The sequence below is a fragment of the Actinomadura sp. 6N118 genome, assembly GCF_044326415.1.
In the GTDB taxonomy this organism is placed as follows: Bacteria; Actinomycetota; Actinomycetes; order Streptosporangiales; family Streptosporangiaceae; genus Spirillospora.
This window is the reverse complement of sequence record NZ_JBIRAZ010000007.1, coordinates 151,584-176,540: the sequence shown is the minus strand read 5'-3', so window position 1 is coordinate 176,540 and position 24,957 is coordinate 151,584. Positions and strand designations below refer to the sequence as shown.

The 24,957-nt window shown below is 70.3% G+C and carries 21 protein-coding genes, 1 pseudogene and 1 riboswitch; of the genes and pseudogenes, 8 read left to right on the top strand and 14 right to left on the bottom strand.

Annotated features, from left to right (window positions below):
* Positions 1–14: 14 nt before the first annotated feature.
* The 3 genes from ACH34W_RS19860 to ACH34W_RS19850 form a co-directional block, all read right to left on the bottom strand.
* Positions 15–1,004, bottom strand: a complete 990-nt coding sequence (locus ACH34W_RS19860; protein WP_395962395.1) for a malate dehydrogenase — start codon at positions 1,002–1,004, stop codon at positions 15–17.
* Between the two features lie 236 nt (positions 1,005–1,240).
* On the bottom strand, positions 1,241–2,464 hold the full coding sequence (locus ACH34W_RS19855; protein WP_395962394.1) for an NADP-dependent isocitrate dehydrogenase: 1,224 nt from the start codon (positions 2,462–2,464) through the stop codon (positions 1,241–1,243).
* Positions 2,465–2,590: 126 nt separating this feature from the next.
* Complete coding sequence (locus ACH34W_RS19850) at positions 2,591–2,905, bottom strand: DUF3017 domain-containing protein (protein ID WP_395962393.1); 315 nt, start codon at positions 2,903–2,905, stop codon at positions 2,591–2,593.
* A 301-nt stretch (positions 2,906–3,206) separates the two neighbouring features.
* Between ACH34W_RS19850 and ACH34W_RS19845 the strand changes: the two are divergent.
* Positions 3,207–3,782, top strand: a pseudogene (locus ACH34W_RS19845) (FHA domain-containing protein); the annotation flags it as partial.
* A gap of 129 nt (positions 3,783–3,911) precedes the next feature.
* On the opposite strand, the gene ACH34W_RS19840 reads toward ACH34W_RS19845, so the two are convergent.
* From ACH34W_RS19840 to purN, 4 genes are all read right to left on the bottom strand, one after another.
* The gene (locus tag ACH34W_RS19840) at positions 3,912–4,766 is read right to left on the bottom strand and encodes a bifunctional methylenetetrahydrofolate dehydrogenase/methenyltetrahydrofolate cyclohydrolase (RefSeq protein ID WP_395962392.1); all 855 of its coding nucleotides are present in this window, start codon (positions 4,764–4,766) and stop codon (positions 3,912–3,914) included.
* 23 nt (positions 4,767–4,789) lie between these two features.
* Positions 4,790–4,877, bottom strand: a riboswitch (ZMP/ZTP riboswitch).
* 80 nt (positions 4,878–4,957) lie between these two features.
* Positions 4,958–5,137, bottom strand: coding sequence for a hypothetical protein (locus ACH34W_RS19835; RefSeq protein WP_395962391.1), 180 nt, complete (start codon positions 5,135–5,137; stop codon positions 4,958–4,960).
* Positions 5,138–5,318: 181 nt separating this feature from the next.
* The gene (gene purH / locus ACH34W_RS19830) at positions 5,319–6,884 is read right to left on the bottom strand and encodes a bifunctional phosphoribosylaminoimidazolecarboxamide formyltransferase/IMP cyclohydrolase (protein WP_395962390.1); all 1,566 of its coding nucleotides are present in this window, start codon (positions 6,882–6,884) and stop codon (positions 5,319–5,321) included.
* Entirely contained in the window at positions 6,865–7,530 is a 666-nt protein-coding gene (gene purN, locus ACH34W_RS19825) for a phosphoribosylglycinamide formyltransferase (RefSeq protein WP_395962389.1), read from the bottom strand. Before purN ends, purH begins: the two co-directional genes overlap by 20 nt.
* 105 nt (positions 7,531–7,635) lie before the next feature.
* Here purN and ACH34W_RS19820 point away from each other — a divergent pair, with 105 nt between their 5' ends.
* Positions 7,636–8,199: a hypothetical protein gene (locus tag ACH34W_RS19820; protein ID WP_395962388.1), complete on the top strand. Its 564-nt coding sequence runs from the start codon at positions 7,636–7,638 to the stop codon at positions 8,197–8,199.
* Positions 8,200–8,235: 36 nt separating this feature from the next.
* On the opposite strand, the gene ACH34W_RS19815 is transcribed toward ACH34W_RS19820, so the two are convergent.
* From ACH34W_RS19815 to sucC, 3 genes are all read right to left on the bottom strand, one after another.
* Positions 8,236–9,927, bottom strand: a complete 1,692-nt coding sequence (locus tag ACH34W_RS19815) for a DUF6350 family protein (protein WP_395962387.1) — start codon at positions 9,925–9,927, stop codon at positions 8,236–8,238.
* Between the two features lie 400 nt (positions 9,928–10,327).
* Positions 10,328–11,215, bottom strand: a complete 888-nt coding sequence (sucD, locus tag ACH34W_RS19810; RefSeq protein ID WP_395962386.1) for a succinate--CoA ligase subunit alpha — start codon at positions 11,213–11,215, stop codon at positions 10,328–10,330.
* Positions 11,216–11,218: 3 nt separating this feature from the next.
* Entirely contained in the window at positions 11,219–12,397 is a 1,179-nt protein-coding gene (sucC, locus tag ACH34W_RS19805) for an ADP-forming succinate--CoA ligase subunit beta (protein ID WP_395962385.1), read from the bottom strand.
* A gap of 349 nt (positions 12,398–12,746) precedes the next feature.
* Here sucC and ACH34W_RS19800 point away from each other — a divergent pair, with 349 nt between their 5' ends.
* On the top strand, positions 12,747–14,369 hold the full coding sequence (locus ACH34W_RS19800; protein ID WP_395962384.1) for a glycoside hydrolase family 15 protein: 1,623 nt from the start codon (positions 12,747–12,749) through the stop codon (positions 14,367–14,369).
* 363 nt (positions 14,370–14,732) lie between these two features.
* Positions 14,733–15,968, top strand: a complete 1,236-nt coding sequence (locus ACH34W_RS19795; protein WP_395962383.1) for a Tm-1-like ATP-binding domain-containing protein — start codon at positions 14,733–14,735, stop codon at positions 15,966–15,968.
* Between the two features lie 18 nt (positions 15,969–15,986).
* Here ACH34W_RS19795 and ACH34W_RS19790 read toward each other — a convergent pair whose 3' ends face one another.
* Complete coding sequence (locus ACH34W_RS19790) at positions 15,987–16,520, bottom strand: GNAT family N-acetyltransferase (protein WP_395962382.1); 534 nt, start codon at positions 16,518–16,520, stop codon at positions 15,987–15,989.
* 48 nt (positions 16,521–16,568) lie between these two features.
* Between ACH34W_RS19790 and ACH34W_RS19785 the strand changes: the two genes are divergently transcribed.
* Together ACH34W_RS19785 and ACH34W_RS19780 are read left to right on the top strand one after the other, a co-directional pair.
* Positions 16,569–17,216: a TetR/AcrR family transcriptional regulator gene (locus ACH34W_RS19785; RefSeq protein ID WP_395962381.1), complete on the top strand. Its 648-nt coding sequence runs from the start codon at positions 16,569–16,571 to the stop codon at positions 17,214–17,216.
* A gap of 19 nt (positions 17,217–17,235) precedes the next feature.
* Positions 17,236–20,286, top strand: a complete 3,051-nt coding sequence (locus ACH34W_RS19780) for a BTAD domain-containing putative transcriptional regulator (RefSeq protein ID WP_395962380.1) — start codon at positions 17,236–17,238, stop codon at positions 20,284–20,286.
* Here ACH34W_RS19780 and ACH34W_RS19775 read toward each other — a convergent pair.
* Positions 20,283–20,669 (bottom strand): RidA family protein, encoded by a 387-nt coding sequence (locus ACH34W_RS19775; RefSeq protein ID WP_395962379.1) that lies wholly within the window; start codon positions 20,667–20,669, stop codon positions 20,283–20,285. The two genes, ACH34W_RS19780 and ACH34W_RS19775, sit on opposite strands and share 4 nt — an antisense overlap.
* A gap of 77 nt (positions 20,670–20,746) precedes the next feature.
* Entirely contained in the window at positions 20,747–21,154 is a 408-nt protein-coding gene (locus ACH34W_RS19770) for a winged helix-turn-helix transcriptional regulator (RefSeq protein WP_395962378.1), read from the bottom strand.
* Positions 21,155–21,219: 65 nt separating this feature from the next.
* Between ACH34W_RS19770 and ACH34W_RS19765 the strand changes: the two genes are divergently transcribed.
* Both ACH34W_RS19765 and ACH34W_RS19760 read left to right on the top strand, forming a co-directional pair.
* Entirely contained in the window at positions 21,220–21,684 is a 465-nt protein-coding gene (locus ACH34W_RS19765; RefSeq protein WP_395962377.1) for a luciferase family protein, read from the top strand.
* 4 nt (positions 21,685–21,688) lie between these two features.
* Positions 21,689–22,606, top strand: coding sequence for an NADP-dependent oxidoreductase (locus ACH34W_RS19760; RefSeq protein ID WP_395962376.1), 918 nt, complete (start codon positions 21,689–21,691; stop codon positions 22,604–22,606).
* Between the two features lie 14 nt (positions 22,607–22,620).
* Here ACH34W_RS19760 and pcrA read toward each other — a convergent pair whose 3' ends face one another.
* On the bottom strand, positions 22,621–24,882 hold the full coding sequence (pcrA, locus tag ACH34W_RS19755) for a DNA helicase PcrA (protein WP_395962375.1): 2,262 nt from the start codon (positions 24,880–24,882) through the stop codon (positions 22,621–22,623).
* Positions 24,883–24,957: the final 75 nt, after the last annotated feature.

Below are 24,957 nucleotides of genomic sequence, written 5' to 3'. Positions count from 1 at the left end.
CAGATTCAGAGCGGTCAGATAAGGCCCAGCTTGCGGACCGCGTCGCGCTCCTCGGCCAGCTCGTTCACGGAGGCGTCGATGCGGCCACGGGAGAAGCCGTCGATCTCCAGGCCCTGGACGATCTCCCACTTGCCGTCCTTGGTGGTGACAGGGAAGGACGAGATGAGGCCCTCGGGCACGCCGTAGGAACCGTCGGAGACGACCGCCATGGACGTCCAGTCACCCTCGGCGGTGCCGTTGACCCAGGTGTGCACGTGGTCAATGGCGGCGGAGGCGGCCGACGCGGCCGAGGACGCGCCCCGGGCCTCGATGATCGCGGCACCGCGCTTGGCAACGGTCGGGATGAAGGTGTTCTCCAGCCAGGCCTGGTCGTTCACGGTCTCGGCGGCGTTCTTGCCCGCGATCTCCGCGTGGAACAGGTCCGGGTACTGGGTGGCCGAGTGGTTGCCCCAGATGGTCATCTTCTTGATGTCGGAGACCGAGACGCCGGCTTTCTTCGACAGCTGGGCCAGCGCGCGGTTGTGGTCGAGGCGGGTCATCGCCGTGAAGCGCTCGGCCGGGACGTCCGGGGCGTGCTGCTGGGCGATGAGGGCGTTGGTGTTGGCGGGGTTGCCCACGACCAGGACCTTGATGTCGTCGGCGGCACCGGCGTTGATGGCCTCGCCCTGCGGCTTGAAGATGCCGCCGTTGGCCTCCAGCAGGTCACCGCGTTCCATGCCCTTGGTACGCGGACGGGCGCCGACCAGCAGGGCGACGTTGGCGCCGGCGAAGGCCTGGGTGGGGTCGTCGAAGATGTCGACGCCGTCCAGCAGCGGGAAGGCACCGTCGTCGAGCTCCATGGCGGTGCCCTCGGCGGCCTTGACCGCCTGCGGAATCTCCAGCAGGCGCAGGCGTACGGGCGTGTCCGCTCCGAGCAGCTGCCCGGACGCGATGCGGAAGAGCAGCGCATAGCCGATCTGGCCGGCGGCGCCGGTGACGGTGACGGTGACTGGGGTGCGAGCCATTGCCTTCTTCATCTCCTGCTGTCGCCTGATCGAGAGGCGCCGCCTTGGGTTTCTCTCGTCGTCGAGATATTTCACCCGTCAGGCTATCGCGCGCACGACGCGGTGGTGGCACGAGGTGCCCGATCCCACACGACTCGATCCCACACGACCCGATCCCACCTGAGAAAACGCCGAAGGCCGCCCCAGGTCTCCGGGACGGCCTTGTCAAGCGATCCCCGCGTTGGCGGGGGTGAAGGTCACTTCTCGTTGACCTTCTTCTGGAGGTTGACGTCCAGCGCGTGCAGGAACTCCTGCGTGGTCAGGAACGGGGTCTCCGAGCCCACCAGCAAGGCCAAGTCCTTGGTCATCTGACCGTTCTCGACGGTGTCGACGCAGACCCGCTCCAGCGTCTCGGCGAACGCGGTGACCTCGGGCTGGTTGTCCAGCTTGCCGCGGTGGGCGAGGCCCCGGGTCCACGCGAAGATGGACGCGATGGGGTTGGTCGAGGTCGGCTTGCCCTGCTGGTGCTGCCGGTAGTGGCGGGTCACCGTGCCGTGCGCGGCCTCGGCCTCGACGGTCCGACCGTCCGGGGTCATGAGCACCGAGGTCATCAGGCCGAGGGAGCCGAAGCCCTGCGCCACGGTGTCCGACTGGACGTCACCGTCGTAGTTCTTGCACGCCCAGACGTAGCCGCCCTCCCACTTGAGCGAGGCGGCGACCATGTCGTCGATGAGGCGGTGCTCGTAGGTGAGCCCCTTGGCCTCGAAGTCGGCCTTGAACTCGGTGTCGAAGACCTCCTGGAACACGTCCTTGAACATGCCGTCGTAGGCCTTGAGGATCGTGTTCTTGGTCGACATGTAGACCGGGTAGTCCCGGGACAGGCCGTACCGGAGCGAGGCGCGCGCGAAGTCCTCGATGGACTTGCGGAAGTTGTACATCGACAGCGCGACGCCGCCGCCCTCGGGGTAGTCCGCGACGTGGAACTCCATGGGCTCGGAGCCGTCCTCGGGCGTGAACGTCACCGTGAGCTTGCCCGCGCCGGGAACCTTGAAGTCGGTCGCCCGGTACTGGTCGCCGAACGCGTGACGGCCGACCACGATGGGCTTGGTCCAGCCCGGCACGAGCCGGGGGACGTTCTGCATGATGATCGGCTCGCGGAAGATGACGCCGCCGAGGATGTTGCGGATCGTTCCATTGGGGGAGCGCCACATCTTCTTGAGGCCGAACTCCTCCACCCGGGCCTCGTCGGGGGTGATCGTGGCGCACTTCACACCGACGCCGTGCTGCTTGATCGCATTCGCGGCGTCGATGGTGACCTGGTCGTCCGTGGCGTCACGGTGCTCGATACCGAGGTCGTAGTACTTCAGGTCCACGTCGAGATAGGGCAGGATCAACTGGTCCTTGATGAACTGCCAGATGATCCGCGTCATTTCGTCGCCGTCGAGTTCGACGACAGGGCCCGCTACTTTGATCTTGGGCATGCTGTTGCTGTCCCTTTCCTACACCTGGCCAGCAGTCCTTGTAAGGCTCAACTGGTCAGGCTATCCGAGGGCGAACAAAGGTCTAGACCTCGCCCCGGCCTTTTGGATCTCTCGCTACAAGTCGGGCTAATCGGGCACGACCCAGGCGACCACGGCGATGGCCACGGCGAAGCCCGTCATCGTGGCCACGTCCAACCACTTCTTGCGGGTCTCGAGCATGCCGACCTGGCTCGGGGGGAGTACCAGCCGGGCGAGCGCGCCGAAGAGCACGGCGGCGGCCATCAACCCGGAGCCCTTGCGGAAGTAGTTGAACGAGCACAGCACCAGAGCGCCCGCCACTCCACAGAGAACGATCATGTAGGGCAGCTGACCCAGCCAGTGCGGCGTGGCGCCACGCCGCTTGGGTGCTCTCCGCCGGCGCCGGTGCAGCTCCGTGCTCATGGCCTCGCTCTGCGTGTCGGGGCGAACGTTTCGTCAGATCTCACGTTAGTCGCAACCAGAGACTCGCACGACCGCTCCGGCGGGGCCGGGTTTCGGTGCGGCATCTCCGGATATTTCTGACGTCCGGCGGCCACCTCCCGGGAACCACTCACCGGAGAGCTGATACAGATGGGGTCCGATACGTGTGGATGGACACGAAAAGCCTTGTGTCACAGTCCCTACTCGCCAGTAGGAGGGTGTGACCCCGGGGCGCCCGGGTAACCCGGCAGACAGGGGTCGCTAACTAGCTGGGAGGACTGCCGTGGAGGGGCCGTTCATGCGGATCGAGGACAGCGGGCTGGTGATGCCGCTGCGCCCCGACGTCACGACGGTCGGGAGAGGACGAGGAGTGGACATTCGCCTCGACGACCCGAGTGTGTCCCGATTGCACGCAGAGATCGTTCGGCGCGGCCCGTACGTATACGTGGTCGACATGGGGCTGTCACGGAACGGCACCCGCGTCAACGGCCGGCCGATCGCCCGCCGCGTACTGGAGGACGGCGACGTCGTGAGCTTCGGCACGGCGCGCTGCCGGATGGGGGGAATCCCCCGCGAGGAGGTCGATCCCGACGTCGAGCTGCGGCGCGCCGTGGCACCCGAACTCACCCGCCGAGAGGTCGATGTCCTGACCTCGCTCTGCCGGCCCGCCCTTTCGGACGAGGCCTTCGTCGCCCCCGCCACCGCGAGGGAGATCGCCGCCGACCTGGTCGTGACCGAAGCCGCGGTCAAGCAGCACCTGCTGCGGCTCTATCAGAAGTTCCGCATCCCCGAGGGCGCCAACCGCCGTACCCGGCTGGCCAACGAGGTCATCGCGATGGGCCTCGTCCGGCCACTGCCCCCGGTTCACGTCCCCCAGCAGAACCGGCCGCCACTGGACGGCCAAGGGCCGGGGGGAGTACGACGCGCGGCGCCGCCGGGCGGCAACCAATGCCCACCCCTTCATGCCCACCACTTCTCCCGCGCCGGATCAGGCGTGAGGGGTGGCCTCTGCGGCTTCCACCACGTTGGCCAGGAGCATCGCGCGGGTCATGGGCCCCACGCCACCGGGGTTGGGAGCCACCCAGGCGGCCACGTCGCGGACGGATTCGGCCACGTCACCTGCGAGCTTGCCGTCGACGCGGGAGACACCGACGTCCAGGACGGCCGCACCAGGCTTGATCATGTCGCCGGTGATGAGGCCGGGGACGCCGGCGGCGGCCACCACGATGTCGGCGTTGCGGACGTGGGCGGCCAGATCCCGGGTGCCGGTGTGGCAGAGGGTCACGGTCGCGTTCTCGCTGCGGCGGGTCAGGAGGAGGCCCAGCGGACGCCCGACGGTGACACCACGGCCGATCACCGTGACCTCGGCGCCGCGCAGCGGGACCTCGAAGCGGCGCAGGAGGGCGACGATGCCCTTGGGCGTGCAGGGCAGCGGGGCCTCTTCCATCAGGACGAGGCGGCCCAGGTTGATCGGCTGGAGGCCGTCGGCGTCCTTGTCCGGGTCGATCATCTCCAGCACGCGCTGCTCGTTCAAACCCTTGGGCAGCGGCAGCTGAACGATGTAGCCGGTGCACGCGGGGTCGGCGTTCAGCTCGGCGACGGCCCGTTCGACGTCCTCCTGGGAGGCGTCGGCGGGCAGGTCGCGGCGGATGCTCTGGATGCCGACCTCGGCGCAGTCGCGGTGCTTCATGTTGACGTACGCGTGGCTGCCGGGATCGTCGCCGACCAGCACGGTGCCGAGCCCGACCGAGATGCCGCGTTCGCTCAGCGCCTCGACGCGGACCTTGAGGTCGGCGCGGATCTCCGCGGCCGTCGCCTTGCCGTCCAGGACCTGTGCCGTCATTGGTACCTCCGCGTGCTCAGGGGCCCGTACACCCAGGCGCGCGGTGTGCAGGCCGTCCTTCGCTCCCCGGTGGTCGAATCCACCTTGACTGCGCCAGTCGCGTTCGTCTCCATGCTATCGACGGATCGAACGGGGCGGCCCGCCGCAGTCAGTCCTGGCCGGGGTGGCCGTCAGTCCTGGTCGGGCGGCGGTCAGTCCTGGTCGGGGCGGCTGCGCCAGGCGATCACGCGGTCGGTGCCGTGCCAGCCGAGCTGCGCGGCCAGGACGGCGGCGAGGAAGGCGGCGACGAGGCCGATGATCTGACGGGACTCCATCAGCAGGGATGCCGTCTGCACGACGTTCCCCAGGATGAGGGTGGCCAGGAAGTCCATCACGCCTCCTTCAGCGCTTGGGCGCGCCGAAGTCGAATGCGGGGAAAGGCGCGACGTTTCCCGAGGCTACCAACGTCCAAACGTAAAACTCCCCACACGCCGGAACCGGCCGCAAGACCAGCTGGTCTTGCGGCCGGTCCGGTTGATCGGCGGGAGAGTTGATCGGCGGGAGAATTACTGATCAGTGGAAGAAGTGCCGGACGCCCGTGAAGTAGAGCGTGATCCCGGCCTTCTGAGCCGCCTCGATGACCTTCTCGTCGTTGACGGAGCCGCCCGGCTCGACGACGGCGCGCACGCCCGCGTCCGTCAGTACTTCGAGGCCGTCCGGGAACGGGAAGAAGGCGTCGGAGGCCCCCACCGAGGCGGCCGCGCGCTCGGCACCCGCGCGGGTCACCGCCAGCCGGGCCGAGTCGACCCGGTTGACCTGGCCCATGCCGACGCCGGTGGTGGCGCCGTCGGCCGCGAGCAGGATGGCGTTGGACTTGACCGCGCGGCAGGCCCGCCAGGCGAACGCGAGGTCGCGCAGCGTCGCCTCGTCGGCCGCGTCACCGGCCTTGAGCTCCCAGTCGCCCGGGTCGTCGCCGGGGGCGTCGATGCGGTCCACGGTCTGGACGAGCAGGCCGCCGGTGATCCGGCGGAACTCGGCCGGGCCGGCCGGAGCCTCCGGGCACACCAGGAGGCGGATGTTCTTCTTCCTGGTGAGGATCTCCAGCGCCTCGGGCTCGAAGCCCGGCGCCACGACGACCTCGGTGAACACCTCGGCGACCTGGGCGGCCATCGCCGCCGTCACCGGGCGGTTGACGGCGATCACACCGCCGAACGCCGACACCGGGTCGCACTCGTGCGCCTTGCGGTGGGCCTCGGAGACATCCGTGCCGACCGCGATGCCGCACGGGTTGGCGTGCTTGATGATCGCGACGGCGGGCTCAGTGAAGTCGTACGCGGCGCGGTGGGCGGCGTCAGCGTCGACGTAGTTGTTGTAGGACATCTCCTTGCCGTGCAGCTGCTCGGCACCGGCGAGCCCGGCGGGGCCGTCGTCGGCGGTGAAGAGCGCGGCGCGCTGGTGCGGGTTCTCCCCGTACCGGAGCACGTTCTTGCGCTGCCAGGTGGCGCCCATGAAGTCGGGCCAGTGCGCCTCGGCCGCGACCTCGTCCGGCGCGTAGACGTTGGCGAACCAGGAGGCCACGGCGACGTCGTACGAGGCCGTGTGGGCGAACGCGGCGGCAGCGAGGCGGCGGCGTTCTTCGAGCGTGAAGCCGCCCGCCTCGACCGCGTCCAGCACCGTGCCGTAGCTGGACGGATCCACCACGACGGCGACGCTGGCGTGGTTCTTGGCGGCGGCACGGACCATGGTCGGCCCGCCGATGTCGATCTGCTCGACGCACTCGTCCGGCTTGGCACCGGAGGCGACGGTGTCGGCGAACGGGTAGAGGTTGACCACCGCCAGGTCGAACGGCTCGACCGAGAGGTCTTCGAGCTGCTGGACGTGATCGTCCTTGCGCCGGTCGGCGAGCAGGCCGGCGTGCACCTTGGGGTGCAGGGTCTTGACCCGGCCGTCGAGGCACTCGGGGAACCCGGTGAGCTTCTCGACCTTCATGACCGGCACCCCGGCGGCGGCGATCCTCGCCGCCGTGGAGCCGGTGGACACGATCTCGACGCCGGCCCGGTGCAGGCCCTGGGCCAGCTCCTCCAGCCCCGTCTTGTCATAAACGCTGATCAGCGCACGCTCAATCGCGACCCGACTCACCGGTCGAGCTCCCCTCATCGGTTGGTCCACAGGTCCGGCACTTCATGGAGACCCGCCTGCCCCGCGTGGTCCAGCCGTCGCGGGCCAGCCGCCCCACGACGTCGACCAGAAGCCGGCGCTCCACCTGCTTGATACGTTCGTGCAGGGAGTCTTCGTCGTCGTGCCAGCCCACGGGAACGGTCTCCTGGGCGATGACGGGTCCGGTGTCCACGCCTTCGTCGACGAAGTGCACGGTACAGCCCGTCACCTTCACGCCGTACGCCAGGGCGTCCCGTACGGCGTGCGCGCCCGGGAACGAGGGCAGCAGCGCCGGATGGGTGTTGACGATCCGGCCGCCGAACCGCTCCAGGAACCGCTTGCCCAGGATCTTCATGAAACCGGCGGAGACAACGAGGTCTGGCTCGTGGGCCGCGACCGCGTCCGCCAGCGCCGCGTCCCAGGCGTCACGGCTCTCGAAGTCGGGGATGCGCACGGTGAACGTGGGGAGCCCGGCGGCGGCCGCCCGCTCCAACCCGGCGATCTCCCCTCGGTCCGCGCCCACGGCCACCACGTGCGCCCCGTAGGCTGGATCTGAGCACGCGTCGAGCAGCGCCTGTAGGTTGGTCCCCGCGCCGGAGACGAGGACGACGAGCCGGGCGGACACCATGACTCCCTGGTGGACGGTGAGTTGGCAACGAACACCCGAAGCCTACCGGCCGCGCAGGCGGTGTTTATTTCGACACCACAGGTCAGAAGGGCCAGGAGGACGAACGTGAGCGAGCAGCCGGGTCAGGGCGATAGCGGAGTCGGCACGTCCGGCCGTCCCGACCTCTCCAAGCGCCCCGATCCCAACGAGCGCACGGAGACGCCCGGCCGCGCGGAGCTTCCAGAACGCGGCGGCAACCAGCCTTCCCCGTGGCGGCCGCCGGGCCAGGGCCAGGGGCCCCGCCCGGTGGAACGCCTGGGCTGGCGGGCGCTCTGGCTCGGTGCAGGCGCCATCCTGATCACACTGTTCTTCTTCCCGGTCGGACTGATCCTGGGCATCGCGGCGCTGGTGGTCGGCATCAAGGCCCGCCGGAGCGCCCGCCGCCAGCACAGCGTCGCGCCGGGCGCGATCGCGGGCCTGGTGCTGGGCGGGATCGCGCTGGCGTTCTCGACGTTCTCGCTGGGCCTGACGATGTTCCTGTGGCCCGAGCTGAGCGGCTACCAGACCTGCGTGGGCAAGGCCAACACCAGCACGGACGAGAAGGCCTGCCGGGACGACTACTACCCCAAGATCGAGAAGAAGCTGAACCTCCCCGAGGGCAGCATGTCGAAGTACGGCAACCTCTTCTGAGCGAAGCTCCCCGCTTTTAGTCCTGGCCCGGCTCGTCTAGTCCTGGCCCGGCTCGTCCCTGAGCACGTAGATCGCGCCGCCGCGGTTCTCGGTGCGGCCGGAGTCGTCCCGATCTCGGGGCTGCGGCACCGGCGGGTGCTCTTCGTCCGTGGGATCGGGCGGAACGTGGGTCTCGGCGACGACGATCTCCCGTTCCGAGGCCCACCGGGTGTCCGGCACCGGGTCGGGTTCGGGCTCAGGCTCGGCGGGGGCCAGCTCTTCGGTCGCCTCGGCCAGATCGGGCAGCGGGTCGGCGGGCCGTGTCCTGGACCTCGGTTTGCGAGGCGCCAGAACGGGCTCCGCCTCCTCGAACTCCACCGGATCGGGCGCGAACGGAGCGGGCTTGCGGGGCGCCTTGGGAACGGGCTGCTCGGGTGCCCGGGGAGGCTCCGGCGGCACTGCGGCCTTGGCCGGTACTGGCGGGGTCGCGGGCGAGGCGGTGCGGCGCCACCTGCGCTTACGGGGCTTGCTGGGGGCTGTGGTCCTCTTCGCGGGCCGCCGCAGGATCATCGAGTTGGCGATCCATGCGGCGATGGCCGCCGAGATGCCCACCTCCAGCGCGGCAAGGAGGCCCACCTGCCAGGCTGAGGGCCCCACGGTGGCCATCCGCCCGCCGCCCAGCGGGCCGCCCGACAACGCGGCCAGCAAGGCCGCCACGGCGCCGGTCAGGGCCCCGGAGAGGAATCCCCAGAGCGGCGCCGCCTCGGACACCGGGCTCGGCATGTTGCGCACGGTCAGCACGCCCCCGACGGCACCCGCGATGAACGGGGCGGCCAGCGCGAACAGCGACAGTGCGGGTGCCGGGCCGGGCTCGGGCAGCGCTGCCAGCGGCGGGAACGTGGGCACGATGTCGAGGAACACCCCCGTCGGCGACACCGTCGTGTTCGCGCCGACCGAGAAGCCTGGACCGATCGCGTACGCCATCCCCCAGATCACCGCGTTCGGCAGGTAGACCAGCTCGACCAGGACCAGCAGCACCCCGCCCACGAACCCGGGCGCCAGCATGTCGTGGAGCCGGGTGGCCTCGGACATGTGCATGGCCAGCGAGGTGCCGACGAGCACCGCGCCCGAGGCGAGGAGCACGGCCATCGAGCCGGTGACCCCGATCACCAGGGACCGCGGCCGGTCCGGCAGGAGCCGCAGCAGCGCCCCCAGCCCCGATCGGACCCGCGCGTCGGGATCGTCGGCCGCGTTCTGCGCCACCACGGCCCGCGCCGCGCCCAGCCCACCCGCCAGGACCGCCAGCACGAAGCAGGCGATGAGCGCCTGCCAGACGGACGCGCTCACGGCCGTGGAGGCGGCGGCGAGCGCCAGCAGCCCGGCGAGGATCGCGTACGGCACGGCCAGCGCGACCGCCACGTGCACGACGCCGACGCGGTAGCGGCGGCCGGTGGTCACACCGACGGCGCGGACCATCCACCCCCCGCTGCGGTAGAGCAAGGCGCCCGGCAGAACGATCAGGCCGAGCGGGAGCAGCCCGACCCGGCCGTGCCCCGCCGAGAAACCGGCGTGGTGGGAGACCAGCCAGAAGTTGACCGCCGTGCGGAAGACGCCGGGGAGCCCGGGGCCCAGCGCGGTGCGCGGCGCGCCGATCCATCCGACGAGCGTGATCGTGGTGAGCACCGCGAGGCCGATGCCGATGCACCACAGCGCGCCGACCAGGCCCGTCACGTACAACGGCCTGGCCATGCCGCCGGCGAGGCCGCCTGCGATCTTCGGTGCCTGCGGCGCTGTGCTCCCCCGGCCCGGTGGTGAGCCACTCCCCCGGCCGGGTGGTGTGCCGCTCCCCTTGGCCGATGGCGTGCTGCTCCCTCTGGCCGATGGCGTGCCGCCGCGGCCGGTGGCGGCCCTCGACGGCTCCGGTCGTTCCGGTTTCACACGCCGCGGAGGGCTCACATCGCTCACGCCGTCAATGCTGACAGCCAGGTGCCGCCGCGCGCCCCCGCTCGTCCGGCGTGTCGCCTTTGTCGTAGACGATCAAACACTGTCGTAGACGATCAAAGGGGTGTCGGAGTATGACGAAAGACGCCCGGGCCGCATGCGGCCCGGGCGTCTTTTCGTCGATCCGTGGTAGCGAGGGGCCCTTGGATCAGAGGTTCTTCATGATGTCGCGCATGAGGCGGGCGGTCTCGCTCGGCGTCTTGCCGACGCGGACACCGACCTTCTCCAGGGCCTCCTTCTTCGCCTGCGCGGTGCCGGCGGAGCCGGACACGATCGCGCCGGCGTGGCCCATGGTCTTGCCCTCGGGCGCGGTGAAACCGGCGACGTAGCCGACGACCGGCTTGGTCACGTTCTGCTCGATGAACGCGGCCGCGCGCTCCTCGGCGTCACCGCCGATCTCACCGATCATCACGATCGCGTCGGTGTCCGGGTCGTCCTGGAACGCCTTGAGCGCATCGATGTGGGTGGTCCCGATGATCGGGTCACCGCCGATGCCCACGCAGGTCGAGAAGCCGAAGTCACGCAGCTCGTACATCATCTGGTACGTCAGCGTGCCCGACTTGGAGACCAGGCCGATGCGGCCGGGCGTGGTGATGTCGGCCGGGATGATGCCCGCGTTGGAGACGCCGGGCGAGGCGATGCCGGGGCAGTTGGGCCCGATGATGCGGGTCTTGTTGCCCTTGGACTCGGCGTACGCCCAGAAGTAGGCGGTGTCGTGCACCGGGATGCCCTCGGTGATGACCACGCACAGCGGGATCCCGGCGTCGATCGCCTCGACGACGGCGTCCTTGGTGAACTTCGGCGGCACGAAGACCACCGACACGTCGGCGCCGGTCTCGGCCATGGCCTCGGCCACGGTGCCGTACACCGTGAGCGCCTTGCCGTCGAAGTCGACGGTCTGGCCGGCCTTGCGGGCGTTCACGCCGCCGACGACGGCGGCGCCGGAGGCGAGCATGCGGCGGGAGTGCTTCATGCCCTCCGAGCCGGTGATGCCCTGAACGATGATCTTGCTGTTGTCAGTGAGCCAGATGGCCATTGCTCATGCACCTGCCGCTGCGAGTTCGGCGGCGCGCCTGGCCGCATCGTCCATCGTCTCGACCTGCTCGACACCCGGCAGAGCCGCGTCGCTCAGGATCGTACGCCCGAGTTCGGCGTTGTTGCCGTCCAGGCGGACCACCAGCGGGCGGTTCACGGTCTCGCCGCGCTCGCCCAGCAGCTTGTACGCGGACACGATGCCGTTGGCGACCGCGTCACAGGCGGTGATGCCGCCGAAGACGTTCACGAAGACCGACTTGACGTCGGCGTCGGAGAGCACGATCTCCAGGCTGTTGGCCATGACCTCGGCAGAGGCGCCACCGCCGATGTCGAGGAAGTTGGCCGGCTTCTGCCCGTCGAACTCCTCACCGGCGTACGACACGACGTCGAGGGTCGACATGACCAGGCCGGCGCCGTTGCCGATGATGCCGACGCTGCCGTCGAGCTTGACGTAGTTGAGGTCCTTGGCCTTGGCCGCCGCCTCCAGCGGGTCGGCGGAGGCCTTGTCCTCGAGCTTCTCGTGGTCCTGGCGGAACGAGGCGTTGTCGTCCAGAGACACCTTGCCGTCGAGGGCCTTGACCTGCCCGTCGGCGGTGAGGATCAGCGGGTTGACCTCGACGAGGGTGGTGTCCTCGTCGGTGAAGACGGCCCACAGCCGCTCGATGATCTCGGTGGCGCCGTCCAGCGCGGCCTCGGGGAGGCGGCCGCGCACGGCGATCTCGCGGGCCTTGGCCCTGTCGACGCCCTCCAGCGGCGAGATCGGGATGAGCGCCAGCTTGTCGTGCGGCACATCCTCGATCTCCACGCCGCCTTCGACGGTGCAGATCGTGAGGAAGGTGCGGTTGGCGCGGTCGAGCAGGAAGGAGAAGTAGAACTCCTGCGCGATGGCGGAGCCCTCCTCGATCAGGACCTTGTGGACCGTGTGGCCCTTGATGTCCATGCCGAGGATCTGGCCGGCGAGCGCTTCCGCCTCGTCGGCGTCGTCGGCGAGCTTCACGCCGCCGGCCTTGCCGCGGCCCCCGGTCTTCACCTGGGCCTTGACCACGACTTTCTTGCTGCCCGCAGCGAAGAGCTCCTCCGCGTACGTCCGGGCTTCCTGGGGAGTATGGGCGACCTTGCCGGTGGGCACCGGTACCCCGTACTCGGCGAAGAGTTCCTTCGCCTGATGTTCGAACAGGTCCACGAGGGCGTCCTTTATACGGATCGACAGCCAAAGACCACTGGAGTGGGGGTTGCACGGGGGTTGTGACCGTGCGGCCGCCACTCCGCGGTCCGCTCCGTCGATGCAGCCTAGTCAACCGGTGTCCATGGTCATGCCGCCGGGTCCGGTCACCAGCCATTTCCGGGCCCCCGCAGGCTGCCCATCAAAGGGCAAGCTGCGCTTACCTGCCGCTTCCTGGTGATGTGACGGGGTATGGCTCCTGAGGAGGATGCCGCGTTTGGACCCTGAGGAGGATGACCCACTTGGCGGCGTTTGGTGTACTAATCCTCCGCCTTGCATTAATGCGGGGTGTCAAGGGGGAGATAGGCCGGTGACCATTGACCGGGGGCGGCTCATCGGAGCCCACGATCGCGCTGAGCTCGCGGGGGCCGAACGCGTCGTGCCGAGCCGGACCAGAGCGTCCGGTTCCGTCAAGCGGGGCGGGGGTTGGAGCAGGGTTCGACGGGCCGCCGCGCTCCTGCTCGTCGCAGCACTGGTCGCCACCTGCGGAGCCACCTTGCGGAGCCAGGCCGGGCCTGGCTGGGCCAGCCCAGGCCTGGTCGGAGGCGGTGGCTGGCCGTTCGCCGGTGAGCCCCTCAACCCGGTGGACGCCTACGGGGCCACCTACCTGCCGGACAGCTCGGTCGTCCGGCTCGCCGACAGCCGGGTCCGGCTGATCCCGTTCGGCTCCGACACCCCGATCACCGTTGCCGCGTCCGACCCGAGGGTGGCCGCCGCGGTCCGTTCCGACAAGGCCTGGCTCGCGCGGGGCACGGTGCCCGGCGCGAACGTACCGCTCCCGGGCAGCAGCCTCACGTCCAGCCCTCTTCCGCCCAGTCCCGCCCCGGCTAGTCCCGCCGCGGTGGTGCGGCCGGAAGTGGCCGGTTCCGTCAGCCCGGACACCCGGGAGGTCTACCGCGACATGGCGGCCCGGGCGCTGCTCGACCTGCGGCTGCTGACCCGGCCCAACGGCGCCTCGCTGGCGTCCTGGTACGACAAGTGGCGTTACTCCTGGCCGCGCGACTCGGCCTTCACGGTCGCCGCGTTCGCCGTGACCGGGCACCAGGCGGAGGCCCGGCGGGTGCTGCGCTTCCTCGCCCGGGTGCAGAACGAGAACGGCATGTGGGCGGCGCGCTACAACCCGGACGGCAGCGCGGTCGCCGACGGCCGGGCGCCGCAGCTCGACTCGCTCGGCTGGGTGCTGTGGGCGAGCTGGTTCTTCCGTACGCAGAGCCCGACGGCCGCCACCGACCTGCCCGAGTTCTGGCCGATGGTCTCGCGCGCCGCCGACCGGCTGGCCCGGTCGCTGGACGTCGAGGGACTCCCCCCTCCCTCGTCCGACTACTGGGAGCGCGACCACGCGTCGGAACAGGATCCCCGCCGCCCCACGCTCGGCGTCATCGGCCCCGTCCTGGCCGGGCTGCGTTCCGCCGCCGCCCTTGCCCGCGACCTGGGCAAGACGCAGCAGGCCGCCCGCTGGCAGCACGCCACGCACCGGCTGTCGGACGCGGTCGCGCGGCAGTTCACGCCGCACGGCTACCCGCGTTCACCGATCGCCGGCGGCCGGATGGACACCTCGGTGACGTTCCTCGCGCCGCCGTTCGCCTCCGTCGACCCGGGCGTGAGCGCCGCGGTGCAGAACGCCTTCGAACGGCAGCAACTGTCGAACGGCGGCGTACTGCCGGGCGAACGCTGGGCCGGGGGCAAGAAGGTCGCGTGGACCCCGGAGATGGGCATGTTCGCGCTGGCCTCAGCGTGCTCGGGCCGCAAGGAGGAGGCGCTGACCCGGCTGGACTGGCTCGCCGGGCACCGAACCTCGCTCGGCGTCCTCCCCGAGAAGGTCGACGAGCACGGAAAGCCGGCCGGTGTCGCCCCGCTGGGCTGGACGGCCGCCACGGTCGTCCTCAGCCTGAGCGCCCTGGAACGCCCCCTCCCCATCCCCAATCCCTCCTGACACAGCCCTCCTGAGACAGCCCTTACTGAGACGCCCCCTCCTGGGACAACGGATTGAGGACCAGCAGGGCGGGAGCTGGATCAGTCCGCCGCCGCCGACGACCGCGTCGACCCATCCGGCGTCGGTCGTGGCCGGCAGAAGCATGATCACGCGCCCGACCTGCGAGGGGGCGCCGGGGGTAAGGAGCTAAATCATGGTCGGACGTGGCACTCCTGGAGCCCGCCCGGCGCGATCTTCGCCCGGTTCTCATACTCTTCGCGGCTTCACACTTGCTGTCCGGGTTAGTCCTAAATCCCCTTGCGTCAGAAAACTGGGGCGCCGCTGGAGATTGTTCACCGAATAAAGCACGCAAACAGTCAAAATATGCCTTTTGTAGTGCTCATCGGGACGCTTGATACCAAAGGACTTGAATATGAATGGTTGCGAGAACGGCTGAACGGGCTCGGGATGGAGGTGGTGCTCGTCGACACCGGCGTCCTCGACCCGCCTTGGGTCCAACCCGACGTGTCCAGGGACGAGGTCGCCCGCGCCGCCGGCACCAGCCTGGCCGCGCTGCGCGCCCAGGGCGACCGCGGCGTCGCGGTGACGGCGATGGCGCGCGGCGCCGCCGCGGTGGTGGCACGGCTGCATCGCGAGGGCCGCGTGCACGGCGTGCTCTCGGTCGGCGGCAGCGGCAACTCAGCGATCTCCACGAACGCGATGCGGGCGTTGCCGGTCGGCGTGCCCAAGCTGATGGTCTCCAGCATGACCTCGGGTGACGTCTCCACGTACATCGGCGGCACCGACCTCACGATGATGTACAGCGTCGTCGACATCGCGGGCATCAACCGCATCTCGGTGCGCGTCCTGGCCAACGCCGCCGACGCGATCGCCGGGATGGCCACCGGGTTCGCCGCCGGGACGCCGGCGCCGCCCGGCGGCCGCGCCGTCATCGGCGCGACGATGGCGGGCGTCACCACACCGGGCGTGAACGCGGCGCGCGAGCTCCTGAGCGTGCTCGGGTACGAGGTGCTGGTCTTCCACACCACCGGTCCCGGCGGCCGTTCCCTCGAAGCCATGACCGCGGGCGGCATGCTCACCGCCGTCCTCGACCCGACCCTGCTGGAGCTCTCGAACGCGCTCGTCGGCGGCGTCGGGGTGGCCGGACCTGACCGCCTGGAGACGGCGGGCCGTCTCGGCATCCCCCAGGTGGTCAGCCTGGGCGCCCTCGACATGGTCAAGTTCGGCCCGGAGGTCCCCGAACGTTTCCGGCACCGCCACGTTCATGCGCACAACCCCTCGGTCACGCTCATCCGCACCAACGCCGACGAGTGCGCCGAACTCGGCCGGACGGTCGCCGCCAAGCTCCGCCCCGCAGTCGGTCCGACGGCTCTCTTCATCCCGCTCCGCGGGCTCTCCACGCTCGGCTCTCCCGGCGGCCCGTACCACGACCCCGCTCTCGACGCCGTTCTCTTCGACGCCGTACGCGACGGCCTAGCGGGCTCCCCCGTCGAGATCGTCGAGATGGACACCGACATCAACGACCCAGCCTTCGGCCGCGCGATGGCCGATCACCTGCACCTCATGCTGACTCCCGCCATGCGCGCCGCCGCCTCCTGACCGGCGCGCAGGGCAACATCACAAGTCCTTCAGGAGGACCCAGATCTCCTCGTCGCGCCGTTCGCCTTCGATGACCCACGAGCCGCGCAAGGTCGCCTCGTGCGTGAAGCCGATGCGCTTGGCCGCGGCGCGGCTGTTGGCGTTCTCCGGATCGCACCGCCACTCCACCCGCGCCATGCCCCGCACGTTCATCGCCCAATCGACCATGTGCCGGACCGCCTTCGTGACCAGCCCCCGGCCGCGGGCCCCGGTGCCCAGCCAGACACCGACCTCGCACACCCCGATCGCCGCGTCGAAGACACGGAAGAGCACGCCGCCCGCCAGCACGCCGTCCACCCAGATGCCGTAGATCCGGCCCCCGTCGGCTGCCTGCCGATCGGCGTAGCTCTGCAGGAAGGCCCGCGCGGACTCCACGTCCACGACCATCCGGGCGAACGGGATCCATGGCAGGAGATCATCACGCACCAGCTCGACATGCCCGGCGAACTCCTCGGAGTGCCACGGCTCCAGCGGCCTGAGCTCGGCATTCTCCCCCAGCACATGTGCGAACACGGGACCTCCCAGGTGCATACCAAACGTTCGTTACGTACCATGGTACCCATGCCCGCACGCGGAGATCACGATGCCCGCCGCCGCGACGTGTCCGAAGCCGTCTGGCGCGTCCTGGCCGAACGCGGCTTCGGTGGCCTGACCTTGCGCGCCGTGGCCGCCGAGATGAACGCCTCAACCGGCCTGCTGACGCACTATTTCCCCAGCAAGAAGGCCCTGATCGCGTACGCCCTGGACGTGGCCGACGAACGCACCGCCACCCGCCCCCGGCAACCCACCCCGAAGCCAGGTTTGGAGGGTCTCCGCACCGCCCTGCTGGAAGTTCTCCCCCTCACACCCGAGGCCGCGGCGATGAATCGCGTCTGGGTCAGCTCGTGGGACGGCTCCCTGGCCGATCCGGAGCTCGGCGTCCGCGAGAAGGACCGCTACGAGGCCTGGCGCAGCCGCCTGCGCCCCCACGTGGAAGCCGCCCGCAACGACGGCGACCTCCCACCCGACACGGACATCGACGAAGTGACCACAACCGTCGCCGCGTTCACCCACGGCATCGTCATCCAAGCCCTCTTCGACCCCGACCGCTTCCCGCCAGCCCGCCAAACAACCCTCCTGAACAACCTCCTCCAATCCCTCACAACCTTTCCCCTCGTTTCGAGCTGGGAGACTGGGCGGCGTGCGGATCAGGGTTCTGGGGCCACTTGAAGTAGTCGATGATGGCGGCTTGCCTGCTGAGGTCGGCGGGGCTCGCGTGCGCGCGTTGGTGGCGCGGCTCTCGTTGGACGCCGGGCATCCCGTGTCCGCCGAATTGCTGATCGACGACCTGTGGGGCGAGGAGCCTCCGCGTGGGGCGTTGAACGCTCTGCAGCGGCTGGTCTCGCGGCTGCGCGGGGTGCTGGGGAGTGACGCCGTCCGGTCCGAGCCGGGCGGGTACCGGCTTGTGGTCCAGGACGTCGACGCGCTGGAGTTCGAACGGCTGGCGAAGGCGGGGCGCCGCAGTCTGGACGGCGGAGACTTCGAGTCGGCGGCGCGGGTGTTGCGGGAGGCTGAGGGGCTTTGGCGTGGATCCGCGCTGGTCGGGTTGGGGGACGCGCCGTTCGCGGGCACGGCCTCGGCCCGGCTGGACGACCTGCGGGTGCTCGCGGCCGAGGACCGGATCGAGGCGGAGCTCGCGCTGGGCCGGCACGCGGAGATGGTCAGCGAGGTCGAACGGCTCGCGGCGGCGCATCCGCTGCGGGAGCGGCTGCAGGGCCAGCTGATGAAGGTGCTGTACGCGACAGGCCGGCAGTCGGACGCGCTGGCCGTTTACGAGCGCGTGCGGGGCGCGCTCGATGAGGAACTGGGCATCGATCCGTCCGCGGAGCTGGCCGAGATCCATGTGGCGGTGCTCCGGCAGGCGCCCGAGCTGAAGCCGGAGACGCGGCGGCACCACGCTGCTGCGCCGCTGACGACGTTCGTCGGGCGCGACGGCGAGCTCCGTGCTCTCCGCGGGCTGCTGGAGGAGGCCCGGCTGGTGACCATCGTCGGTTCCGGGGGCGCGGGCAAGACTCGGCTGGCCCTCGAGCTCGTGGAGGGCGACGCCTGGTTCGTCGAGCTGGAGCCGGTCGCCGACTCGACGGATCTTGTGCAGACCGTCCTGGTGACGCTCGGCATCCGCGACCAGGGCCTCGACGCGTTCGCCACGCTGGCCGAGGCGCTCAGGCACCGGCACGGGCTACTGGTGCTGGACAACTGCGAGCAGATCATCGACGCGGCGGCGGCGGTGGCTGAGCGGCTGCTGGCAGACTGTCCTGGCTTGCGGATTCTCGCCACCAGCCGTGAGCCGCTCGGGATCGCGGGCGAACGGCAGTATGCAATCCCGCCGCTCGGCCTGCCTGAGCCCGAAGCGTCTGCTGGAGAGGCTCTTGTATTTCCGGCGGTCCAGCTCTTCGCGGACCGGGCGGCGAGCGTGCGCCCGGGGTTCACGGTGACCGCCGGCAACGTCGCGCCGGTGGTGGAGATCTGCCGGAGCCTGGACGGCATGCCGCTGGCGATCGAGCTGGCGGCCGCGCGGCTCAGGATTCTGAGCCCTGCCCAGATCGCACAGCGACTGGACGACCGCTTCCGGCTGCTGACCGGTGGCAGCCGCACGGCACCGCCCCGCCACCAGACGCTGCGTGCGGTGGTCGAGTGGAGCTGGGGCATGCTGGACGAGCCGGAACGGCTCCTGGCGCGGCGGTTCTCGGTGTTCGTCGGCGGTGCGAGCCTCGGCGCGGTGGAGGAGGTCTGCTCTGGCGAGGGGCTTCCCCGCGATCAGGTCCTCGACGTCGTCGCCGCGCTCACGGAGAAGTCGCTGCTGGAGGCGTTCGAGACGGCGACCGGCGAGATGCGTTACCGGATGCTGGAGACCCTCCGCGCGTACGGAGTCGATCGGGTCACCGCCGCGGGCGAGACCAAGGCGCTCCAGACCTCGCACGCGCGGTACTACCTGGCGCTGGCTGAGGACGCCGAGCCACGCCTGCGGACCGGCGAGCAGGTGCGCACGCTGGCCGTGCTGCGGACCGAGCACCCCAATCTGCTGGCCGCGCTGCGCCGGGCGCTCGACGGCGGGGACAGCGAGGTGGCGATCCGGCTCTGTGCCGCGCTCGTCTGGTACTGGATCCTGCAGGGCGCCCGCTACGACACCGCCGTGGTGAACGGCGTGCTCGGCCTGGCAGGCGACGAACTCCCAACAGAACGGGCGATCGTGGCGACCGTCCATGCCATGGTCACGGGTGTCTTCACGGGCGACGTGGCGACGGGCGAGCAGGCGGTGGCCGCGGCGCGTGCGCATCTCCCGGACGCAGAGGTCGGCCGCCATCCGCTCCTGGCTCTTCTGGAGCCGATCGCCGCGATGCTCGCGCAGGACGTCGACGGCGTCCACCGCGAGCTGGAGCCCCTGCTGGCGGAGGGCGACCCGTGGAGCCAGGCGACGGCGCTGATGTTCCGCGGTCTCGTGAGCGACATCAATGGCGATGCGACGGCGGCACGCGCGGATCTGGCCACGGCGCACGCCACGTTCGAACGGCTCGGTGACCGCTGGGGGTTGTTCCTGAGCGCACAGGCACTCGGCCCGCTGTACTCGCTTGACGGCGACCCCGTACGCGCCGCCGCGGCCTACCGCGAGGCGCTGGCCCATCTGGAGGCGCTCGGCACCATCACCAACGTGCCCGAGCTCGTCGGCCAGATCGGTCACGAGCTGCTCCGTGCGGGCGACCGTGAAGGTGCGTTCGCCGAGTTCACCCGCGCGCTCGATCTGGCCGAACGCACCGGCAGCCCCAAGGCCCTCGCGTGGGTCACGTGCGGTCTCGGCAAGCTGGCGGCCGACCTCGACGAGGCGCGGAGCCGCTACGAGGAGGCCCTCGCCATCGCGATGGGCGACTCCTCCGCCGAGGGGCTTGCGCCGTCCATCATGGCCGGCCTCGCCGGCGTCGAGATCAGGCAAGGTGACCTTGACGCGGCTCGCGGCCACCTCAAGGACGCAGTCGAACGCACCGTCCGTTCGTCGGACATGCCGAGCCTGGCCACCGCCGCACACGTCCTGGCGGAGCTCGCCCTCGCGGAAGACGAGCCGGAGCGCGCGGCGACGCTCCTCGGCACCGCGGTCCGCGTGCGCGGTGCCCTCGACCGCGGCGACCCCGACATCGCGCGGATCATGGCCGCCGTGCGCGAACGGCTGGGCGACGCCGCGTACGAGAAGGCCTTCCGCCAGGGCGCCGATCTCACCCGCGAGGACGCGCTCGCCGCTCTCGCCTAGGCTGCGGCGATCACTTCCAGTTCGACCAGCCAGTCGTCGGCGAGATGGCCGACCACGATGCCGGTGACCGGCACGGCGCGGCCGCCCAGCGCCTCCATCCGCGCCGCGGCGTTGGCCTCGGCGTGGGAGGCGTCGCGCAGGTAGCTGGTGATGCGGACGATGTTGTCGACGGTCATGCCGGCCGAGGCGAGGATCGTCCGCAGGTTCGACCAGACCAGATCCAGCTGCTCGGCGAACGTGGCCCCGGCCGCCCCGGCGGCGTCGAGCCCCATCGTCCCTGACACGTACAACGTCCGCCGGGCGTCCCGGACCTCGATGGCGTGCACATAGTCGCCGGTCGCGGGGTAGATGCCGTCGGCCGGGTTGTGGATCACAGTCTCCATGGGCCGGATCATGGCAAAGTCCCGACCCCCGCGCACCCGGTTATCCGTTCAGCCGGCCGGGGTGCATCGCGATGCGGTCATCGGCTTTCCTCGTCGTACCGGAGCCGGGACGTCGCGACGTACTCGCGGTGCTCCTCCGCCCAGCGGATGAGCGAGCCGACCTCCCCGGAGAGGGTCTCGCCGACCTCGGTCAGCGCATAGTCGACGCGGGGCGGCGAGGTCGGCGTGACGGTGCGGATGATGAGGCCGTCACGCTCCAGGCTCCGCAACGTCAGCGTCAGCATGCGCTGGGAGATGCCGTCGATCCCGCGCTGGAGCTCGGAGTAACGCCGGGACCCGTGGCCGAGCAGCGCCATGACCAGCACGCTCCATTTGTCGCCGACCCGGTCGAGGACGTCACGCAGCTGGCAGGTCGGACTGTCCGCGCCGACCGGCGCACGCACATCGGTGTGCGGTACGCGGGACAAAGTGCCTTCTTCCACCATCCCTGCATTGTCGACCACACTTCAGGCGCACACAAGAAGTAACCAACGCACAGAAAGTGCGGTTGATGTTCGATCTACCGACCAGATCTGGGCCACGCCCGGTCACCACGGGACTCGAGGTCCCGCATGACCAGCTCGACCAGTTCTCCCCGCCCGCCATCCGGGCCGCTCTGGTCAAGGAGGCAGCGTCGCTGCCGGGCGTCTTCACCGGCCCCAGCCAGGTATCGGAGCCCTCCTCGCTGGCCCTGCGGCTGCATGAGCCGCGCGGGCCGTGGGAGGCGTTCCTGCACCCTAGCCGCGACGAGTTCGGCCATATCCACCGGGCGGGGTTCATGCACGTGACGGTCCCGCCGCCGCTCATGGCAGAGCTGGCCGAGGGCGGATGGGCCGAGCGGCATCCGATCAGCCTCCGCGCCGCATGGCCCGACACGATCGTGATGCTCTACGCCCCCCGTGACGAGGCGGAGCTCGCCGTCGCCGTGGCAGTCCTTCGAGCGTCCTGGCAGCAGGCCACTACAGAAACGGAGTAAACAGATGCGTGCATTGGCATACAGCGATTTCGGGGCGGCGCCCGTGATCACCGATCTGCCCACCCCCGAACCCGCGGCGGGTGAGGTGCTTGTCCAGGTGCGGGCCTCGTCGGTGAACGGGTTCGATCTCGGTGCGCTCGGCGGATTCCTCAAGGGCATGTACGAGTACGACTTCCCGGTGGTCGTGGGCAAGGACTTCGCCGGCGTGGTCGCAGCCATCGGTGACGGGGTCACCAGCGTCGCCGTGGGGGACGCCGTGTTCGGCGTGGTGATGCGGCCGACGCTCGGCCAGGGCGGCTTCGCCGAATACGTCGCGGTGAACGAGGCGCACGGTCTCGCCCCCTTGCCGCCGGGGCTCGACCACACGCGAGCCGGAGCCCTCGGGCTGGCCGGAACGGCTGCGCTCAACGCGGTCGACGCCATCGCCCCGGCTCCTGGCGAGACGGTGCTCATCTCGGGCGCGACGGGCGGCGTCGGCGCGTACGCGATCCAGCTCGCCACGGCTCGCGGTGCCACCGTCCTCGCCACTGCCCGGCCCGGCGCCGAGGCCGCCTTCGTCACCGCGCTCGGTGCCACCCACACCGTGAATCCCGACGAGCTGGCCATGCAGGTACGAGCCGTGGCCCCCGACGGCGTGCATTCGGCGCTGCACCTCGCGGGCGACGGCGAAGCCGTGGCGGGCCTGCTCGTTCAGGACGGCCGGTTCACGTCCACCGTGCACTTCAGCCCCGCCAGGTCCGGCATCAAGGCCACCACGGTGATGGCCGACCCGAACAGCACCACGCTCACCCGCCTCGCCGACGACGTCATCGCCGGACGGCTGCGCGTCCCGATCGCCGGCACCTACCCGCTGGCCGACGCCGCACCTGCCCTCACGGCGTTCACCGAAGGCACCGTGGGCAAGCTGGCCATCACGGTCTAGAGCTTTTCTGGCTTCTAGAGCTTTTCGACGGGGGCGTAGCGGAGGATCAGGCGTTTGACGCCGTATTCGCCGCCGAAGTCGACGCTGGCGGCGGCCTTGTCGCCGGCGCCGTCGACGGTGACGACCGTGCCCAGGCCGAACGCGTCGTGGGTGACCTTGTCACCGGGGGCGAGGCTGGGGACCGCGCGGTTGCCCGGTGACTGGACGCCGCGGCGGGCCGCCATGCGGGACATCGCCGGGGAGGACGAGGACGAGGCCTCGCGCTCCCAGTCGAGGAGGGTCGTGGGGACCTCGCCGAGGAACCGGGAGGGCGGGTTGACCTGGGGGGCACCCCAGGAACTGCGCATGGCGGCGCGGGAGACGTAGAGGCGCTGGCGGGCCCGGGTGATGCCGACGTAGGCCAGGCGGCGTTCCTCTTCGAGCTCCTTGGGGTTGCTCATGGCGCGCAAGTGCGGGAAGACGCCGTCTTCCATGCCGGTGAGGAAGACGACGGGGAACTCCAGGCCCTTGGCGGTGTGCAGGGTCATCAGGGTGACGACGCCCTGCTCGGTCTCCTCGGGCTGCTCGCCCGGGGGGACAGGGGCGCTCTTGGCGCCGCCGGGGATGGAGTCGGCGTCGGCGACCAGGGCCACCTGCTCCAGGAAGTCGACGAGGCGGCCCTCGGCGGACTCACCGTCGAGGCGCTCCTCGAACTCGCGGGCGACGGCCTCGAACTCCTGGAGGTTTTCGATGCGGGTCTCGTCCTGCGGGTCCTTGGATGCCTGGAGCTCGGCCAGGTAGCCGCTCTTGACCAGGATCTGCTCGACCAGCTCGGCGGGGGTGGCCGACTCGACGGCCGCGCCCAGCTCGTCGAGGAGCGCGACGAACTCGCGGACCGCGTTGATCGAACGGGTGGCCATGCCCGGCACGTCCTCGGGGCGGCGCAGGGCCTGCCAGAACGAGATGCGCTCACGGGAGGCGTAGGCCTCGACGCAGGCCTCGGCGCGGTCGCCGATGCCGCGCTTGGGCACGTTGAGGATGCGGCGGAGGCTGACGGTGTCTTCGGGGTTGCCGAGGACGCGGAGGTAGGCCAGCAGGTCGCGGACCTCCTTGCGCTCGTAGAAGCGGACGCCGCCGACGACCTTGTAGGGGAGGCCGACGCGGATGAAGACCTCTTCGAAGACACGGGACTGCGCGTTGGTCCGGTAGAAGATCGCGACGTCGCCGGGCCTGGCGGTACCGGAGTCGGTGAGCTTGTCGACCTCCTGGGCGACGAACGCCGCCTCGTCGTGCTCGTTGTCGGCCACATAGCCGGTGATCTTGTGGCCCTCGCCCTGGTCGGACCAGAGCTTCTTGGGCTTGCGGTCGGCATTGCGCTCGATGACCGCGTTGGCGGCCGACAGGATCGTCTGGGTGGAGCGGTAGTTCTGCTCCAGGAGGATCGAGGTCGCCTCGGGGTAGTCGCGCTCGAACTCCAGGATGTTGCGGATCGTCGCGCCGCGGAACGCGTAGATCGACTGGTCGGCGTCACCCACCACGCACAGCTCGGCCGCGCCGACGCCCTCGACGGGTGCCGTCAGCTCGCGGACCAGCTCGTACTGCGCGTGGTTGGTGTCCTGGTATTCGTCGACGAGGACGTGGCGGAAGCGGCGGCGGTAGTGCTCGGCGGCCTCCGGGAAGATCTGCAGCAGATTGACCGTCAGCATGATCAGGTCGTCGAAGTCCATCGCGCCGGCCTGCTGCAGCCGGGCCTGGTACATCTCGTAGGCCTCGGCGAGCGTCTGCTCCATATGGGTGGACGCCCGGGCCTTGTAGGTCTCGTAGTCGATGAGCTCGTTCTTGAGGTTGCTCACCTGCGCGGAGAACGACTTGGGCGGGTAGCGCTTGGGATCGAGGTCGAGCTCGCGGCAGACCAGGGCCATCAGCCGCTGCGCGTCCGCCTGGTCGTAGATCGAGAAACTCGTCGGGAAGCCCAGCCGCTTGGCCTCGCGGCGCAGGATGCGCACGCACGCCGAGTGGAAGGTCATCACCCACATGGCTCTGGACCGCGGCCCGACCAGCGCGTCGACGCGCTCCTTCATCTCGGCCGCGGCCTTGTTGGTGAAGGTGATCGCCAGGATCTGGCCGGGATGCACGTCGCGCTCGCCCAGCAGATAGGCGATGCGGTGCGTGAGCACGCGGGTCTTGCCCGAGCCGGCACCGGCGACGATCAGTAGCGGGCCACCGGCGTGCACCACGGCGGCCCGCTGCTGCGGGTTGAGGCCCTCAAGCAGGGGGTGAGTTTCGGTCTTCGACATCACGAGCGAGTGTAGAGCCCAGCGCCGACAAACACGCCCCGCCACGAGGTCGGCCCCCCTTCTCTGGCCTTCTCT